General features: G+C 71.0%; 17 protein-coding genes and 2 pseudogenes. 11 read left to right on the forward strand and 8 right to left on the reverse strand.

All coding sequences use genetic code 11. The annotated features are described in order from the left end of the window. Positions 1–37: 37 nt before the first annotated feature. Positions 38–1,009 (reverse strand): class I SAM-dependent methyltransferase, encoded by a 972-nt coding sequence (locus HEP81_RS28795; protein ID WP_220511557.1) that lies wholly within the window; start codon positions 1,007–1,009, stop codon positions 38–40. A gap of 238 nt (positions 1,010–1,247) precedes the next feature. Between HEP81_RS28795 and rpsA the strand changes: the two genes are divergently transcribed. Next, positions 1,248–2,741: a 30S ribosomal protein S1 gene (gene rpsA / locus HEP81_RS28800; RefSeq protein ID WP_037653232.1), complete on the forward strand. Its 1,494-nt coding sequence runs from the start codon at positions 1,248–1,250 to the stop codon at positions 2,739–2,741. 163 nt (positions 2,742–2,904) lie between these two features. On the opposite strand, the gene HEP81_RS28805 is transcribed toward rpsA, so the two are convergent. Next, positions 2,905–3,867 (reverse strand): right-handed parallel beta-helix repeat-containing protein, encoded by a 963-nt coding sequence (locus tag HEP81_RS28805; RefSeq protein ID WP_037653233.1) that lies wholly within the window; start codon positions 3,865–3,867, stop codon positions 2,905–2,907. A 221-nt stretch (positions 3,868–4,088) separates the two neighbouring features. On the opposite strand from HEP81_RS28805, the gene HEP81_RS28810 reads away from it, so the two are divergent. The 3 genes from HEP81_RS28810 (at position 4,089) to HEP81_RS28820 (ending at position 6,153) form a co-directional block, all read left to right on the forward strand. After that, on the forward strand, positions 4,089–5,027 hold the full coding sequence (locus HEP81_RS28810) for a PAC2 family protein (RefSeq protein WP_037653234.1): 939 nt from the start codon (positions 4,089–4,091) through the stop codon (positions 5,025–5,027). A gap of 69 nt (positions 5,028–5,096) precedes the next feature. After that, the gene (coaE, locus tag HEP81_RS28815; protein WP_037653236.1) at positions 5,097–5,723 is read left to right on the forward strand and encodes a dephospho-CoA kinase; all 627 of its coding nucleotides are present in this window, start codon (positions 5,097–5,099) and stop codon (positions 5,721–5,723) included. 49 nt (positions 5,724–5,772) lie between these two features. Continuing rightward, entirely contained in the window at positions 5,773–6,153 is a 381-nt protein-coding gene (locus tag HEP81_RS28820; protein WP_037653237.1) for a tetratricopeptide repeat protein, read from the forward strand. Between the two features lie 27 nt (positions 6,154–6,180). Here HEP81_RS28820 and HEP81_RS28825 read toward each other — a convergent pair whose 3' ends face one another. Then, the gene (locus HEP81_RS28825) at positions 6,181–6,510 is read right to left on the reverse strand and encodes a DUF6343 family protein (protein WP_051849984.1); all 330 of its coding nucleotides are present in this window, start codon (positions 6,508–6,510) and stop codon (positions 6,181–6,183) included. A 272-nt stretch (positions 6,511–6,782) separates the two neighbouring features. Between HEP81_RS28825 and HEP81_RS28830 the strand changes: the two genes are divergently transcribed. After that, positions 6,783–7,481 (forward strand): class I SAM-dependent methyltransferase, encoded by a 699-nt coding sequence (locus HEP81_RS28830; protein ID WP_243279623.1) that lies wholly within the window; start codon positions 6,783–6,785, stop codon positions 7,479–7,481. A gap of 114 nt (positions 7,482–7,595) precedes the next feature. Here HEP81_RS28830 and HEP81_RS28835 read toward each other — a convergent pair whose 3' ends face one another. Further along, on the reverse strand, positions 7,596–8,180 hold the full coding sequence (locus HEP81_RS28835; RefSeq protein ID WP_037653238.1) for an RNA-binding S4 domain-containing protein: 585 nt from the start codon (positions 8,178–8,180) through the stop codon (positions 7,596–7,598). Between the two features lie 217 nt (positions 8,181–8,397). On the opposite strand from HEP81_RS28835, the gene HEP81_RS28840 reads away from it, so the two are divergent. Further along, a complete protein-coding gene (locus HEP81_RS28840; RefSeq protein ID WP_037653239.1) occupies positions 8,398–9,099 on the forward strand; it encodes a uracil-DNA glycosylase in 702 nt (233 codons plus the stop codon). 63 nt (positions 9,100–9,162) lie between these two features. On the opposite strand, the gene HEP81_RS28845 is transcribed toward HEP81_RS28840, so the two are convergent. Together HEP81_RS28845 and HEP81_RS28850 are read right to left on the reverse strand one after the other, a co-directional pair. After that, positions 9,163–9,612 (reverse strand): GNAT family N-acetyltransferase, encoded by a 450-nt coding sequence (locus HEP81_RS28845; protein WP_037653240.1) that lies wholly within the window; start codon positions 9,610–9,612, stop codon positions 9,163–9,165. After that, complete coding sequence (locus HEP81_RS28850; protein WP_051849985.1) at positions 9,609–10,058, reverse strand: RidA family protein; 450 nt, start codon at positions 10,056–10,058, stop codon at positions 9,609–9,611. The genes HEP81_RS28845 and HEP81_RS28850 overlap by 4 nt, the downstream gene beginning before the upstream one ends. Before the next feature lie 145 nt (positions 10,059–10,203). On the opposite strand from HEP81_RS28850, the pseudogene HEP81_RS28855 reads away from it, so the two are divergent. The 3 genes and pseudogenes from HEP81_RS28855 (at position 10,204) to HEP81_RS28865 (ending at position 12,069) form a co-directional block, all read left to right on the forward strand. Continuing rightward, a pseudogene (locus HEP81_RS28855) lies at positions 10,204–10,992 on the forward strand (nucleotidyltransferase domain-containing protein). Positions 10,993–11,094: 102 nt separating this feature from the next. Then, a complete protein-coding gene (locus tag HEP81_RS28860; protein ID WP_037653241.1) occupies positions 11,095–11,739 on the forward strand; it encodes a DUF899 domain-containing protein in 645 nt (214 codons plus the stop codon). 153 nt (positions 11,740–11,892) lie between these two features. Further along, the gene (locus HEP81_RS28865; RefSeq protein WP_167739838.1) at positions 11,893–12,069 is read left to right on the forward strand and encodes a hypothetical protein; all 177 of its coding nucleotides are present in this window, start codon (positions 11,893–11,895) and stop codon (positions 12,067–12,069) included. Between the two features lie 64 nt (positions 12,070–12,133). Here HEP81_RS28865 and HEP81_RS28870 read toward each other — a convergent pair whose 3' ends face one another. Both HEP81_RS28870 and HEP81_RS28875 read right to left on the reverse strand, forming a co-directional pair. Further along, entirely contained in the window at positions 12,134–12,532 is a 399-nt protein-coding gene (locus tag HEP81_RS28870) for a hypothetical protein (protein ID WP_037653288.1), read from the reverse strand. 416 nt (positions 12,533–12,948) lie between these two features. Then, positions 12,949–13,569 (reverse strand): annotated as a pseudogene (locus HEP81_RS28875) (ATP-binding protein); the annotation flags it as partial. Between the two features lie 190 nt (positions 13,570–13,759). Between HEP81_RS28875 and HEP81_RS28880 the strand changes: the two are divergent. Then, positions 13,760–14,620 (forward strand): helix-turn-helix domain-containing protein, encoded by an 861-nt coding sequence (locus HEP81_RS28880; protein ID WP_037653242.1) that lies wholly within the window; start codon positions 13,760–13,762, stop codon positions 14,618–14,620. Further along, positions 14,621–14,875, forward strand: coding sequence for a DUF397 domain-containing protein (locus HEP81_RS28885; RefSeq protein ID WP_037653243.1), 255 nt, complete (start codon positions 14,621–14,623; stop codon positions 14,873–14,875). Positions 14,876–14,880: the final 5 nt, after the last annotated feature.

Here is a 14,880-nt window from a genome sequence, read left to right on the forward strand (position 1 = left end):
GCCCGAACCCGCTCCCTCGTCCCCGATCGGGGAGGTTTCAGTCCCGCTCGCACACGAAGACGGCGGTACCCGGGATCAGACTGCCCCGCAGCGGGGACCAGCCGCCCCACTCCGAGCTGTTCCAGGCCGGCCACTCCGGCTCCACCAGGTCCACCAGGCGGAACCCGGTGGCCACGATGTCGCGGACCCGGTCGCCCAGCGTCCTGTGGTGCTCCACGTAGACCGCCCCGCCCCGCTCGTCCTGCTCCACATAGGGCGTGCGGTCGAAGTACGAGGCGGACACCGACAGGCCCTCGGGACCCGGCTCGTCCGGGAAGGCCCAGCGGATCGGATGGGTCACCGAGAAGACGAATCGGCCGCCGGGCCGCAGCACCCGCCGCACCTCGCTCAGCACCAGGCGCGGATCCGCGACGAACGGCAGCGCGCCGTACGCCGAGCACGCCAGGTCGAAGGAGCCGTCCGCGAAGGGCAGCGCGCCCGCGTCCGCGCACACCAGCGGAAACGATCCGCCGATGCGCAGCGCGTGCTGGAGCTGGCGGTGCGAGAGATCCAGGGCCACCGGACGGGCACCCTGGGCGGCCAGCCAGCGCGCGCACTGCGCCGCGCCCGCGCCGATCTCCAGGACCTCCTTGCCCTTCAGGTCCTCCGGCGGGCCGAGCAGCTCGGCCTCCACCTCGTCCAGACCCTCCGGGCCCCACACGAAGCGGTCGTCGCCGAGGAACGTGCCGTGATCGACCTGGTACTCGTCCGCGTTGCGGTCCCACCAGCTCCGGTTGGCCCGGCTGCTCTCCGCGACATCGGCGTCACGGCGGGTGGCTTCGGGCTCGAACCCCTCGGGCTCGGCCCGTTCGGACTCTTGGATGATCGGCTCCCTCGTCGTAATCTTCCGTCCCGACCCACCGGACGGCGGTACGCCGTGGACGGGGTCGCACGGCCCTGCCGCGCGGTCCTGTGGGACTTTTCGTGCCGGGTATACGGCGATCCGCCCCGGGTGTGCGCCTTCGCGCATTGACCCTTTCCGGCTGCCCCCGTATGCTACAAGTTGCGCTGCGGGCCTGCGCGCCTCAGACGTAGCAGGCTGCGCTCGCATCTGTATGTATGTCCCCTCGGTTTTCGAGGCGCCACCGGGCACCCGGTGTCCTGAAAAGGTGGCGCTTCCTTGGCTGTCCGGCTTCTACAGGGCGAAACAGGCTCCCGGCGTAAGCAGTACCTACGACTTCAATGTCCGTACCGGAGCCCTTTCCCACATGACGAGCAGCACCGAGACCACCGCCACCACCCCGCAGGTAGCGGTCAACGACATCGGTAACGAGGAAGCCTTCCTCGCCGCGATCGACGAGACGATCAAGTACTTCAACGACGGCGACATCGTCGACGGCGTCATCGTGAAGGTCGACCGGGACGAGGTCCTGCTCGACATCGGTTACAAGACCGAAGGTGTCATCCCGAGCCGCGAGCTCTCGATCAAGCACGACGTCGACCCGAACGAGGTCGTGGCCGTCGGCGACGAGATCGAGGCCCTGGTCCTCCAGAAGGAGGACAAGGAAGGCCGCCTGATCCTCTCGAAGAAGCGCGCCCAGTACGAGCGTGCCTGGGGCACCATCGAGAAGATCAAGGAAGAGGACGGCATCGTCACCGGTACCGTCATCGAGGTCGTCAAGGGTGGTCTCATCCTTGACATCGGCCTCCGTGGCTTCCTGCCGGCTTCCCTCGTCGAGATGCGTCGTGTCCGCGACCTCCAGCCGTACGTCGGCAAGGAGCTCGAGGCCAAGATCATCGAGCTGGACAAGAACCGCAACAACGTGGTCCTGTCCCGCCGTGCCTGGCTGGAGCAGACCCAGTCCGAGGTCCGCCAGACGTTCCTCACGACCCTCCAGAAGGGTCAGGTCCGCTCCGGCGTGGTCTCCTCGATCGTCAACTTCGGTGCCTTCGTGGACCTGGGTGGCGTCGACGGTCTGGTCCACGTCTCCGAGCTGTCCTGGAAGCACATCGACCACCCGTCCGAGGTTGTCGAGGTCGGCCAGGAAGTCACCGTCGAGGTCCTCGACGTGGACATGGACCGCGAGCGTGTCTCCCTGTCGCTGAAGGCGACCCAGGAAGACCCGTGGCAGCAGTTCGCCCGCACCCACCAGATCGGCCAGGTCGTGCCCGGTAAGGTCACGAAGCTGGTTCCGTTCGGTGCGTTCGTCCGCGTGGACGAGGGCATCGAGGGTCTGGTCCACATCTCCGAGCTGGCCGAGCGCCACGTGGAGATCCCGGAGCAGGTCGTCCAGGTCAACGACGAGATCTTCGTCAAGGTCATCGACATCGACCTCGAGCGTCGTCGCATCAGCCTCTCGCTGAAGCAGGCCAACGAGTCCTTCGGCGCCGACCCGTCGGTCGTCGAGTTCGACCCGACCCTTTACGGCATGGCCGCGTCCTACGACGACCAGGGCAACTACATCTACCCCGAGGGCTTCGACCCCGAGACCAACGACTGGCTCGAGGGCTACGAGAAGCAGCGCGAGGAGTGGGAGCGCCAGTACGCCGAGGCGCAGTCCCGCTTCGAGCAGCACCAGCAGCAGGTCATCAAGTCCCGCGAGGCCGACGCCGCTGCCGCGGCCGAGGGCGGCGAGGCTGCGGCTCCGGTCGCGACCGGCGGTGGCTCGTACTCCTCCGAGGGTGCGGACACCTCTGGCGCCCTGGCGTCGGACGAGGCGCTGGCTGCGCTGCGCGAGAAGCTCGCGGGCGGCCAGAGCTGAACGCAGGCCGCTGAGGCTTAGCAGGTAGCTGCTGAGGGGCTCCACCTTTCGAGGTGGGGCCCCTCAGGGTTTTTCGGGGGTCCGGCGGTCGTGTTTCGGGTGCGGGTCCGTCGTGGCCGGTCCCGCAGTGCCCCGCGTCCCTAGGGGATCACCGCAGCCCTTGTCAGGAGGTCACCCCGATATTCGTCAGGCCCTTGCCGCCCGTCACCGTGTTCGAGGTGTAGACCGTCGTCTTGCAGTCAGTGCCGTAGTTGGTGACGTCGACGGCCAGCTGGGTGGGGCCCGTGGCGCCGGTCAGGGTGGAGTGGTTGTTTTTGAAGACCGTGCCGCAGCCCCAGCCGGGCTGCTGGGTGTGGGTCTGGTAGCCGTCGTTGCTGGTGCGGGTGCCGGTGTTGTTCTGGACCAGGACGTCGTCGCCCTTCACATCGACCCAGGAGTCGTCGTAGTTCGCGCCGGTCAGGCCGCTGCCGTCGAAGGTGTTGCCGATGATCCGCGTGCCGGTCGTGCCCTCCTTGACGTCGACGTTCTCGCCGCCCACGTCCGGGCCGATGGTGTTGTCGAGGATCTGCACGCGGTCGCTGTTGTCGGAGAGCGTGTTGGCCGTGCCGACGTAGACGCCCTCACCCTTGCCGCCGCCGTCGTTCCCGGTGTCGTAGATCCTTGAGTTCCTGATCACGCCGTCCGTGCTGGAGTCGCGGAAGTGCACGCCCTCCATGGCCAGGCCGTGCACCGTGACGCCGTCCACGATCACGCCCTGGGACGCGTCGATCATGATGCCCTTCTGGCCACCGGTCACGGTCAGGCCGCTGACCGTCCAGTAGGAGGCGCCGTTCAGATGGAGCCCGTAGCCGCCGCTCGCGGTGAGGACGGCCTCGGCGGAGCCGGTGAGGGTGATCCGGGCGGACGCCGTGGCCGGCGCGGTCGCGTTGAAGTTGCCCTTGTAGGCGCCGTCCGCGAGATGGATCGTGACGCCGGGCCGGGCGTTCGCGAGTGCGGTCTTCAGCTGGGCCGCGGTCGTCACCTCGACCGTCGAGGCGGCCATGGCCGGAGCCGGGCCGGTGAGCAGCAGACCACCGGTGACGGTGACCGCGGCGAGCAGGGAGGTGAGCGGCATGGATATGCGCATGGGGGGGGTGCCTTCCTGTCCCAGGGCGAGCTCTTGCGTGAAACCGGTCGATCTCATACGTGAATCACGGCCGTCATGGTGAACAGTGCACCGTGAAGGTACGGACCAGGTGACGGAGCGTCAAGACGGTCCGCGGGAGATCGCTGATCAGCGGCGTGTCGTGGGAATGCCCCCGTTCCAGGGTGCGTTGTAGGGGAGGAACAGGAGGAGGAGCGGTCACAGTGCTTGATCCGCAGGGTTTGTACGCATGGGAGCCGAAGGGCCTCGCCGTGGTCGACATGGCGCTCGCCCAGGAATCGGCCGGCCTTGTCATGCTCTACCACTTCGACGGATACATCGACGCGGGCGAGACCGGTGACCTCATCGTCGACCGGATGCTCGACTCACTGCCCCACCAGGTCGTCGCCCGGTTCGACCACGACCGGCTCGTGGACTACCGGGCCCGCCGGCCTCTGCTCACCTTCAAGCGCGACCGCTGGACCGACTACGAGACCCCGGCCATCGAGGTCCACCTCGTCCAGGACACCACCGGCGCCCCCTTCCTGCTGCTGTCCGGGCCCGAGCCGGACGTGGAGTGGGAGCGCTTCTCGACGGCGGTACGACAGATCGCCGACCGGCTCGGCGTCCGCCTGGCCGTGAACTTCAGCGGTCTGCCCATGGGCGTCCCGCACACCCGCCCGGTGGGCCTCACCCCGCACGGCAACCGCACCGACCTGGTCCCCGGCCACACCAGCCCCTTCGAGGAGGCCCAGGTGCCCGGCAGCGTGGAGCAGCTGGTGGAGTACCGGCTGATGCAGGCCGGTCATGACGTCCTGGGCGTCGCCGCGCATGTCCCGCACTACGTCGCCCGCTCCCCGTACCCGGACGCCGCGCTGACCGTCCTGGAGGCCATCACCGCCGCCACCGGTCTGGTCCTCCCCGGCATCGCGCACTCCCTGCGCACGGACGCACGGCGCACCCAGACCGAGATCGACCGGCAGATCCAGGAGGGCGACGAAGAGCTGACCGCCCTCGTCCAGGGCCTGGAGCACCAGTACGACGCGGCGGCCGGCGCCGAGACGCGGGGCAACATGCTCGCCGAACCGGTGGAGATCCCGTCCGCCGACGAGATCGGGCGGGAGTTCGAGCGATTCCTCGCGGAGCGTGAGGGGGAGGCCTGAGCCCCGGGTTCCGCCGCTGCCCGGCCTCCGGTCCTGCCACTGTCGGTGGCAGGGCCTAAGCTTCCGCTCATGCTGAAAGTTGGCCTGACCGGCGGGATCGGCGCCGGCAAGAGCGAGGTCTCCCGACTGCTCGTGGAGCACGGAGCCGTGCTGATCGACTCGGACCGCATCGCACGGGAGGTCGTGGCCCCCGGCACGCCCGGCCTCGCCGCCGTGGTCGAGGCGTTCGGCCCGGACATCCTTACCGAGGACGGCAGCCTGGACCGGCCCCGCCTCGGCTCGATCGTCTTCGCCGACCCGGACAGACTCGCGGTCCTCAACTCGATCGTGCACCCCCTGGTCGGCGCCCGCTCCCGCGAGCTGGAGGAGGCCGCGACCCCTGACGCCGTGGTGATCCACGACGTACCCCTGCTCACCGAGAACGGCCTGGCGCCGTTCTACGACCTCGTGATCGTCGTGGACGCGAGCCCCGAGACCCAGCTCGACCGGCTGATACGGCTGCGCGGCATGACCGAGGAGGACGCCCGCGCCCGTATCGCCGCCCAGGCCACCCGCGAGCAGCGGCACACGATCGCGGACGTCGTGATCGACAACGACGTGCCCCTGGACGCGCTGCGCAAGCGGGTCGACGCCGTCTGGGACGACCTGGTGCACCGGGCCCACGCACGCTCCACCGGGGAGCGGCCCGCGGAATAGCGGACCGGGCAGGGGCGTTGAACCTCGGGAACAAGGGAAGGACTCTGCCGTGCCCGAGACCAGCGGTTCCCCCGGACCCACTCCGGAGACGCATGTCATCGATTTCCGTGCCGCCGAGCAGCTGCTCCACGCGCGGGATCCGCGGGGTGCGGTGAAGCTGCTCGACGGAGTCATCGCCGCGCATCCCGAGAACACCGCGGCCCGGCTGCTGCGCGCGCGTGCCTTCTTCGCCGCCGCGCAACTGCGGCCCGCCGAACTGGAGTTCACCATCGTCCTGGAGCGCGAGCCGGACAACGCGTTCGCGCACTTCGCGCTGGCCCGCACCTATGAGCGCCAGGGCCGCGCCGACCAGGCCAAGCGCCACTTCCGGCTGGCCGCGGCGCTGGATCCGAACCCGGAGTACCTGAAGGCGGCCCGCTTCGACGGCTGATGCCGTGCCCGTGACGGCTGACGTCCGTCAGGGGTGCCGGTGGCGCGGCGGCCTGGGCCAGGAGGGGCCGCGCCGCGACAGCCGGGGGTGGCGGGGCCCGTCGTCGTCCGGTGGCTGGTACGGCGGTACGTCCCGGCCCGGCTGGTAGTGCGGGCCCTGGTGGAGATGCCGGACGATCATGGCGAGGTCGACGGTGACGACCAGCAGCAGCACCCCGCAGGCGGCCGCCCAGCCGGGGCGTCCGACGAGCGCGAACACCGTCGTGCCGAAGACCGCCCAGATCAGCCCCCACACGCTCAGCCACAACCGCGCCCGCAGAGCACTGCGCGCGGTCGCCGGTTCACTGCCCGTACGCATCGGATCGCCATCTCCTCCTTGCAACGTACTCTCCGGAGCGGTGGGGTGCACGCAGCGGTGAGCGGGGGTGGCCGGAGGTGGTGGGGAGGGTGCGCCTCGGCGCCTCGGCGCCTCGGCTCCTCGGTCGGTTTTCGCGCCGCCGGTTTTCGCTCGGTCGGCTCCCGTTCCGTTCGTTCCCGGTCCCGCGAGTTTCCGTTCCGCGGTGAATCGCTCGAACGGATGAACCGTGGTCGAACGGGAACGGGAGGGCGGGGACGGGCCGTTCTTCGGGCATGACGGTCGAGATGCGTGAGGGATACGAGGGCACAGGCACGGGTGCGATCACCCCGGACGGCTGCGCGGTAGAGGTCTACACACGGCTGCCGATCGGCCCGGAGCCGGACATCATTGCCGCGGCGGTACCGGCCGGGGCGCACATCCTGGAACTGGGCAGCGGAGCGGGCCGGATGACCCACCCGCTGCTGGAACGCGGCTTCACGGTCACCGCGGTGGACGAGTCCGCCGACATGCTCGCCCGGATCCACGGGGCACGCGCCATATGCGCCCCGATCGAGGAACTGGACCTGGGCGGCGAGAAGTTCGACGTGGTGCTGCTCGCCTCGTTCCTGGTCCACGCCGGTGACGAGGAGGTGCGCCGGGGCCTGCTGCGCACCTGCGCCCGCCATGTGGCCGAGGGCGGCTGCGTGCTCATCCAGCGGGAGGGCGCGGACTACCACACCGATGTGCCGAGAGAACGGGTCGACCCGGCCGGCTTCACGATTCGCGTCGCCTCGGTGACCCCCGTCGGCGACGGAGTGGACTCCGTCCATGTGGAGTACGACTTCCCGGACGGCACCTGGACCCAGACCTTCCTCGCCCGGCCCCTGACGAAGGAACAGTTCGAATCGGCGCTTGCGGAGGCGGGACTGGAGGTGGACAAGTACCTCACGCCGGACGGGATGTGGGTACGGGCCGTGCGGACGACGCGGTAGGCGTCAGGGGGGCGTGGCGGGTGCTCAGGGGGCACAGGGGATGTCAGGAGACCTGGTGGGTGCGACGCGGGTGCGGGCCGCTGTGGACTGGTGCGGCGGGCCCGGTGTTGCCCGTCACCGTCCCCGGGGGCGTCCCTCCGGTCCGCTCATGCCACTGCTGAATCCCGGTGGTGTGAGGCCACGCAGGCGTTCCATGTCCCGGCGGTCGCGCTTGGTAGGCCGACCGGTGCCCCGGTCGCGGATCCCGGCGGGGGCGACGGTCTCGCGGGGCGGCGGGGGAGGGGAGTTGTCGATGTAGCACTGCACGGCCACGGGCGCACCGACCCGCTTGCGGATGAGGCGCTTGACGATCACGATCCGCTCCCGGCCCTCGTTCCGCAGGCGGACCTCGTCGCCCACCCGCAGCGAGTAGGCGGGCTTCACCCGCTCACCGTTCACACGCACATGCCCGCCACGGCAGGCGGTGGCGCCCTGGGAACGCGTCTTGATCAGCCGTACCGCCCAGATCCAGCTGTCGATCCGGACCGTCTCACCACTGCCGGGTCCCGCGGCTCCGGCGGCGGCGACCGCTGCGGCGATCTCGGGGTCCACCGGCTCGCCGGCCGAGGGGCCGGCGTTCCCGGCACCCTGGGCGGATTCCGTCCCGGCCGGCCCGTCGGTGCCCCGGTCCACGTTCTCGTCCGCATCCTCGGAAGCCATGTCCCGACCCTAACGCCGGGCGCCGGGTGATCTGGACAGGTTTTCCGGGTGCGGGCCGAAGGCTCGCAGAAGAAAGGGTGGCTGGTTTGAAGGAAGGGGGGTGCCAGTTCGGAGAGGGGGCGCGGAGGGGCCGGTGCGCGGGGGTCGGCGTGGAGCGGCTGGTATCGAGAGGCCAGATCGGACATGGGCGGCGGAGACCTGGGCATACGGTGACCCTATGGACGACAGCAGCCCCCTTGCCCGGTTGGACCGGCGGGTCACGGGCTGCCGGGCCTGCCCCCGGCTGGTGGAGTGGCGCGAGGAGGTGGCGCGGACCAAGCGCGCCGCCTTCGCGGACTGGACGTACTGGGGCCGCCCGGTACCCGGCTTCGGCCCCGCCGACGCCCGGCTGCTGATCATCGGCCTGGCCCCGGCCGCGCACGGCGGCAACCGCACCGGACGCATGTTCACCGGCGACCGCTCCGGCGATGTGCTGTACCAGGCGCTGTACGACCTCGGGCTCGCCAACCGGCCCACCTCGGTCCATATCGACGACGGCCTGGAGCTGTACGGAGTCCGGGTCACCTCCCCGGTGCACTGCGCGCCGCCCGCCAACAAGCCGACCCCCGGTGAGCGCGACACCTGCCGCCCCTGGCTGGTCCAGGAGCTGGGGCTGCTGCGCCCGACACTGCGGGCCGCGGTGGTCCTCGGTGCCTTCGGCTGGCAGGCGGCGCTGCCCGCGTTCACCGAGGCGGGCTGGACGGTGCCCCGGCCCCGTCCGGCCTTCGGCCACGGCACCCGCGTCGCGCTCGACGGCCTGGACCTCTTCGGCTGCTTCCACGTCAGCCAGCGCAACACCTTCACCGGCAAGCTCACGCCGGAGATGCTGCGCGAGGTACTGGGCACTGCGGCGCGAACGGCCGGGCTGCCGGTGTCCTGAACCGCTCCGCCACCGGGCGCCGCGGCGAGCCGTGACCCGCCGGCACCCCTCGATACCCGGCGTTCAGGGCCGCCAGACGTACCTCACATCCGGCTCCCGCTCCTCGTTGCCGCTGCCGTCCGTGGACTCGGCGGCGAGGAAGCCGTGGCGTTCGTAGAAGCGGTGCGCGGGCTTGTTGACCTGGAAGGTCCACAGGGTCAGCCCGTCGGGGCTGCGCTCCTTGGCCAGTGCGACGAACCGGTCCCCAAGGCCCCGCCCCCGCCGCTCCGGCTCCAGGTAGAGCTGGGACAGCAGTGGGCCGTCGAGCACCATCACCCCGATGATCCGCCCGTCCTCCTCCGCCACCCAGGTCTCCCGCGACGGCACGACGACATCCCGGAAGTAGTCGCGGACGTCGTCGTCGGTGCGCGGCCGGACGACCGTGGGCAGGGCGGCGGCGAAGGAACGCAGCCAGACATCGGCGGCGGCCCGCGCGTCGGCGTCCTGCGCCCGCCGGAGGAGGACGACGGTCATCGTCGTACCCCCTCCTCCGCCCGGTCCTCGCCCTCGGCCGTCCCGGCGTCCGGTACCACCGCCGTCGCCGTGATCTCCACCAGCTGACCGGTGTATCCGAGGCAGGCGACCCCGAGCAGGGTGGAGGAGTGCGGTCCCTTGCTCAGTCCCGAGTCCTCCACGACCTCCCAGACCGCGGACAGCGTCGCGGGTTCGGTGCTCACCACGTACACCTCCGTGCTGAGCACATGCGCCAGATCGCTGCCCACGGCGCGCAGTTGCTCCCGCAGGTTGGCGATCACCTGCCGGGCCTGGCGGACCGGATCGCCCGGTCCGACGATCTCACCGCGCTCGTCGAGCGGCACCGATCCGGCGAGGAACGCCAGCTTCGTGCCCGCCTCCACGACGGAGGCATGGGAGTAGGTGGGCGGCGGGAAAAGAGTGGGGACGGTGACACGCTGGATCATGGAGCTGCTCCTACGACGGTCAGCGGACAATCTCCCGATCATCAGCCCCCGCCGGACGCGCGCGCACCCCAATTTCCGGGTGCGGCAAGGGACACGGAGGAAAACTCGCGAGCGAACCCGGCGCACCATGACGCAGGCTGACCCCATGCCTCATCCCGACCCGGGCGCCCGCCCCGACGCCGACTTCCTCTCCGCCACCGCCGACCGGCTGGCCGCGCTCCCCACCGTCCGCGCGGTGGCCCTCGGCGGCTCCCGCGCCCAGGGCACCCACCGCCCGGACAGCGACTGGGACCTGGCGGTCTACTACCGCGGCCCCTTCGACCCCGCCGACCTGCGCGCCCTCGGCTGGCCCGGCGAGGTGAGCGAGGTCGGCGACTGGGGCGGCGGTGTCTTCAACGGCGGCGCCTGGCTGACCGTCGACGGGCGCCGCGTCGATGTGCACTACCGCGATCTGGACGTCGTGGAACACGAGTTGGCCGAGGCGGAGCGGGGACGGTTCCGGGTGGAGCCGCTGCTGTTCCATCTCGCCGGCATCCCCACCTATCTGATCGTCGCCGAGCTCGCCCTCAACCGGGTACTCCGCGGCGACCTGCCCCGCCCGCCCGGCTACCCGGAGCCGCTGCGCCGTACCGCCGCCGAGCACTGGGGCGGCACCGCCCGCGCCACCCTCGGCTATGCCAGGGCCAACCACGCGCCCCAGGGCCGCCTCACCGAGACCGCCGGTGCTCTCGCCACCGCCGCGGCCCAGGCGGCCCACGCGGTCCTCGCGGCCTGTGGCAGGTGAGTCACCAACGAGAAGCGGCTGCTGGAGCGGGCCGGACTGCGGGAGTTCGACGAGGTGACGGGCCGGCTGCGGGCCGCCCCCGACGCCCTGGTCGCGGCCGTCACCAGGGCCGAGGAGATCATCGCCGGAGCACTGCCGCCGACTTGGTGAACAGCGCCGTCGTAAACCAACCGGAGAAAATGCGCGCCTGGGCGATGAATTCCGTGTCCGCCGCCGGTCACCACCCGAACCGACCGTCGGACAGGAGGGCCCATGTCGCTACCGGAGATCGTCTCGCGCGAGCAATGGCGCGCCGCGCGCGAGGAGTTGCGGCGCCGCGAGGAGTCGGCCAGGCGGGAGCGCGAGGCACTCGGCGCCGAGCGGCGGCGGCTGCCCATGGTCGAGGTCGACCCCGAGTACCTCTTCGAGGGCGGCGACGGCAAGGCCACCCTGCTCGACCTCTTCGAGGGGCGTTCCCAACTCGTCGTCCACCACTTCATGTTCGCCCCCGAGTGGGTGACCGGCTGCCCGTGCTGCGCCGCCTTCCTGGACCAGGTCGGCCACCTCGCCCATCTGCGCGCCCGCGACACCTCGTTCGCCGCCGTCTCCCGGGCGCCGTTCACCCGCATCCTGCCGTTCAAGGCGCGGATGGGCTGGACGGTGCCCTGGTACTCCTCGGCGCCGGGCGACTTCAACGACGACTTCGAGGCGACCGTGCGGGACGGCGGGAAACCGGTCGAGCGACCGGGCCTGAGCTGCTTCCTGCGCGACCGCGACCGGGTCTTCCACACCTACTCGGTGTACGACGCCGACCTGGACGAACTGGGAACCACCGCCGCCCTCCTCGACCTGACCGCCCTCGGCCGCCGCCCCGCCGGCAGCCAGGCGCTCCGTCTGCACGACGAGTACGACTTCTGACCCGGACGGCACACTCCGTGTCGATCGGTGACCGAATCATCACGATCTGTGCCGGAATCGTGTCAACCATGTCTCAGTCGGGTCACCGGGCGAGGCGTTCGGCCCCTCCAGCGCGTTAACTCCAAACAGGACGACGCTTTGTGGAGGTGCGCGATGGTGAACGGGCGAACAGTGCTCGAACGCTTTCCCGCCGGCGGCCCGCGCGGATCGTGGCCCGCGGAGGAGTTCGCGCACGCGCGACGTCTGGAGGGCCTGCCCGCCGAGGTCGTCATGGATCTCGCGACGGACACGTTCCTGGTGATCGTGCGGGGGAGCGGGGCGATCGATTGAGGCCCGCGCGACGACGGGCCCTACCGGGTCTTGTCTGGGCAGGGCCCCGCGGTGACGGTGAACCCTACGCGGTGATGGTGCGCGACCAGTCCGGAGTCGTGCCCGTCGCCCGGCACAGCGCCAGGTAGAGGGGGATCGGCGGGGTGTACGGCGCCGTGCCCCCTGGCCGGTGGATCAGTCGCGCGCTACCCCTGACCAGGGCGCCCGGAGCGTACTGGGCGGGACCGGGCCACGGCAGGGCGTAGTCGGAGTCCGACGGGACGATCCACCACCAGTAGGCATCGTCGGCGTACACACATCCCAGCCGCGGCAGCCGCGACACGACGAGCGGCCCGAGCCGGTCGGGTACGCCAACGGCGTCACAGCCCAGCGGCACCGTCATGCCCTCCGGCACCTGGAGCCGGTGGAGCGGCTGCGTGGCCGGACGGCGGCGCTGGAGCCGTACCAGCGTGTCCATGCCCATCGCCCGCTCGGAGCCGGCGGCCTCGGAACGGACGTCGAGACGCCTGCCGGAACCCCGGGCGTCGTGCCGCCCCCGGCCCGTCGCGCCGGTCACGGCCGCTCCCAGAGCCGCGGCTCGGGCGCTCTGTGCGAACGGCGGTCCGGTACGCCGTACCGCTCCTGCGCCCCGTGCCACCGGTGATCCGGGGTCCGCAGCGGGGCCCGGCCGGACGTCTCGTACGGAGGATGCTGCGCCGGCACCCGGTGCGCGGGCTGTTCGAGAGTGCCCCAGAGTCGGTCGGTACCCATGTCACCGTCCATACCGTGATCCGGGCCGTGGCCCTTGTCGTGATCCGAACCGAGACCTGAACCGAGCCCCGGACCGAGATCCAGGCCATGACCCGGACCGCGGCCCGGGCCGTGTCCCATCCCGGGGCCCTCGGCCGGCTCCTCGCCGTCGGAGCCGGCCGGCCGGTCCGGCTTGGGTCGGGCGGCACCCCAGCCCAGGTCGTCGCGCGGCTCGGCACATCCCGGAGGCATCTCGCCCCGGCGAGCCAGCTCCGCCCAGACCAGCAGTCCGGAACCGTGCTCCTGCGCGCCCCAGGACCGGCACAGCGCCTCGACGAGGAGCAGCCCCCTCCCGTGCTCCTCGTCGGGGCGCTGTGGGGACGGGTGGGGCTCGCCGGGGGCGCAGCCCTCGTCACGCACAGCGATGCGCACCAGGTCGTCGCGGTCGTGCAGCTCGCACACCACCCGTGTGCTCGCGGTGTGCACGATCGCGTTGGTGACCAGCTCCGATATGACCAGGGCCGCGCTGTCACAGGTGTCCGCGCACACCGACCAGCCGGTCAGCCGGGCATGCGCCAGGCGCCGTGCCCGGGCCACGGAACCCGGATGCGCGGCCAGCTCGAAGCGGAACCGGCGCTCGACGGCGGCGACACCCCGAGGGGCCGCCGCCGCTGCGGCGCCGCGACCGTGACGGTCTGTGGCGGCGTCTGTTCCTAAAGGCGCGGACGGAATCACGCCTGCCACTATCGCCCCGCCGCGGACACTTGGCAAGGGTCACTCTGAAAATTGCAGAGTGCGGTGTGACTCGGTCAGGCGCCGTGGCACACTGCTCGCAACAGCACGTCGAGCGGCGCCAATTGGGTCCATCGGAGGTCCGACCCGATCTCCGAGTGAGTCTTCGAACGGCGCCGCACGGCTGTCAGGGTTCCTTTGGGAGAAGGCTTTCGGTGGAGGTGGGAGCGTGAGCGAACCGCGGTCCGCGCCGACGGTGGGTCAGGTGGTCCTCGGGCGGCGCCTGCTGGACCTGCGGGAACGCGCCGGACTGAAGCGCGAGGACGCCGCCCGGGTGCTGCGCGTCGCCCCCGCGACCGTCCGCCGCATGGAGATGGCCGAGGTCGCCCTCAAGATCCCGTACCTCCAGCTGCTGCTGAAGGCGTACGGCGTCCCCGACGAGGAGGCCGAAGCCTTCGTCCAGCTGGCCGAGGAGGCCAACCGTCCCGGATGGTGGCAGCGTTTCCACGACATCCTGCCGGGCTGGTTCTCCATGTACGTCAGCCTGGAGGGCGCCGCGAGCCTCATCCGCTCCTACGAGCCGCACTTCGTCCCCGGACTCCTCCAGACCGAGGACTACGCGCGCGGAGTGCTCAGGTCCGGAGCGATCGGCGAGACCAGCCCGGACGACATCGAGCGCCATGTCGCGCTGCGCATGCGACGCCAGGAACTCCTCCACCGCCCCGACGCGCCCCGGTTCTGGGCCGTGATGGACGAGACCGCCCTGCGCCGCCCCGTCGGCGGCCCCGAGGTGATGCGCGCCCAGCTCGAACGGCTCATCGAGGCCGCGAGCCTGCCGAACGTGACGCTCCAGGTCGCCCCGTTCGAGAACGGTCCGCACCCGGGGACGTACGGGCCCTTCGTGCTGTTTCGATTCGCCATGTCAGAACTGCCGGACATGGTCTACAGCGAGTACCTGACCGGCGCCGTCTACCTCGACGCGCGCTCAGAGGTGGCGACCCACCTCGAGGTCATGGACCGCATGGCGGCGCAGGCCGCCACGGCACAACGCACGAAAGAGATCCTCCGGGATCTCTGCAAGGAGCTGTGAATGAAACACATCAAGCCGCGCGCCCGCGTCTACAACGGCATGCCCGCACGGGAGCTGGGCAGCGAGGGCTGGCACAAGCCCTGGAGCGGCGGCAACGGCGGCAACTGCCTGGAGGCGATGAAACTGGCCGACGGCCGGATCGCCGTACGCCAGTCCACCGACCCCGACGGACCGGCCCTGATCTACACCACGGACGAGATGACCGCCTTCATAGAAGGAGCCAAGGCGGGGGAGGCCGACTTCCTGCTCTCCTGACACGT

This window comes from Streptomyces griseofuscus (assembly GCF_014673495.1).
Classification (GTDB): domain Bacteria; phylum Actinomycetota; class Actinomycetes; order Streptomycetales; family Streptomycetaceae; genus Streptomyces; species Streptomyces murinus.

Excerpts from the sequence above, each read along its gene's own strand:
- HEP81_RS28865 (WP_167739838.1), top strand. The coding sequence starts at position 11,893 with ATGGTGAACGGGCGAACAGTGCTCGAACGCTTTCCCGCCGGCGGCCCG.
- HEP81_RS28825 (WP_051849984.1), bottom strand. The coding sequence starts at position 6,510 with ATGCGTACGGGCAGTGAACCGGCGACCGCGCGCAGTGCTCTGCGGGCG.
- HEP81_RS28795 (WP_220511557.1), bottom strand. The coding sequence starts at position 1,009 with ATGCGCGAAGGCGCACACCCGGGGCGGATCGCCGTATACCCGGCACGA.
- HEP81_RS28805 (WP_037653233.1), bottom strand. The coding sequence starts at position 3,867 with ATGCGCATATCCATGCCGCTCACCTCCCTGCTCGCCGCGGTCACCGTC.
- rpsA (WP_037653232.1), top strand. The coding sequence starts at position 1,248 with ATGACGAGCAGCACCGAGACCACCGCCACCACCCCGCAGGTAGCGGTC.
- HEP81_RS28845 (WP_037653240.1), bottom strand. The coding sequence starts at position 9,612 with ATGACCGTCGTCCTCCTCCGGCGGGCGCAGGACGCCGACGCGCGGGCC.
- HEP81_RS28835 (WP_037653238.1), bottom strand. The coding sequence starts at position 8,180 with ATGGCTTCCGAGGATGCGGACGAGAACGTGGACCGGGGCACCGACGGG.
- HEP81_RS28860 (WP_037653241.1), top strand. The coding sequence starts at position 11,095 with ATGTCGCTACCGGAGATCGTCTCGCGCGAGCAATGGCGCGCCGCGCGC.
- HEP81_RS28870 (WP_037653288.1), bottom strand. The coding sequence starts at position 12,532 with ATGGGCATGGACACGCTGGTACGGCTCCAGCGCCGCCGTCCGGCCACG.
- HEP81_RS28850 (WP_051849985.1), bottom strand. The coding sequence starts at position 10,058 with ATGATCCAGCGTGTCACCGTCCCCACTCTTTTCCCGCCGCCCACCTAC.
- coaE (WP_037653236.1), top strand. The coding sequence starts at position 5,097 with ATGCTGAAAGTTGGCCTGACCGGCGGGATCGGCGCCGGCAAGAGCGAG.
- HEP81_RS28885 (WP_037653243.1), top strand. The coding sequence starts at position 14,621 with ATGAAACACATCAAGCCGCGCGCCCGCGTCTACAACGGCATGCCCGCA.
- HEP81_RS28830 (WP_243279623.1), top strand. The coding sequence starts at position 6,783 with ATGACGGTCGAGATGCGTGAGGGATACGAGGGCACAGGCACGGGTGCG.
- HEP81_RS28840 (WP_037653239.1), top strand. The coding sequence starts at position 8,398 with ATGGACGACAGCAGCCCCCTTGCCCGGTTGGACCGGCGGGTCACGGGC.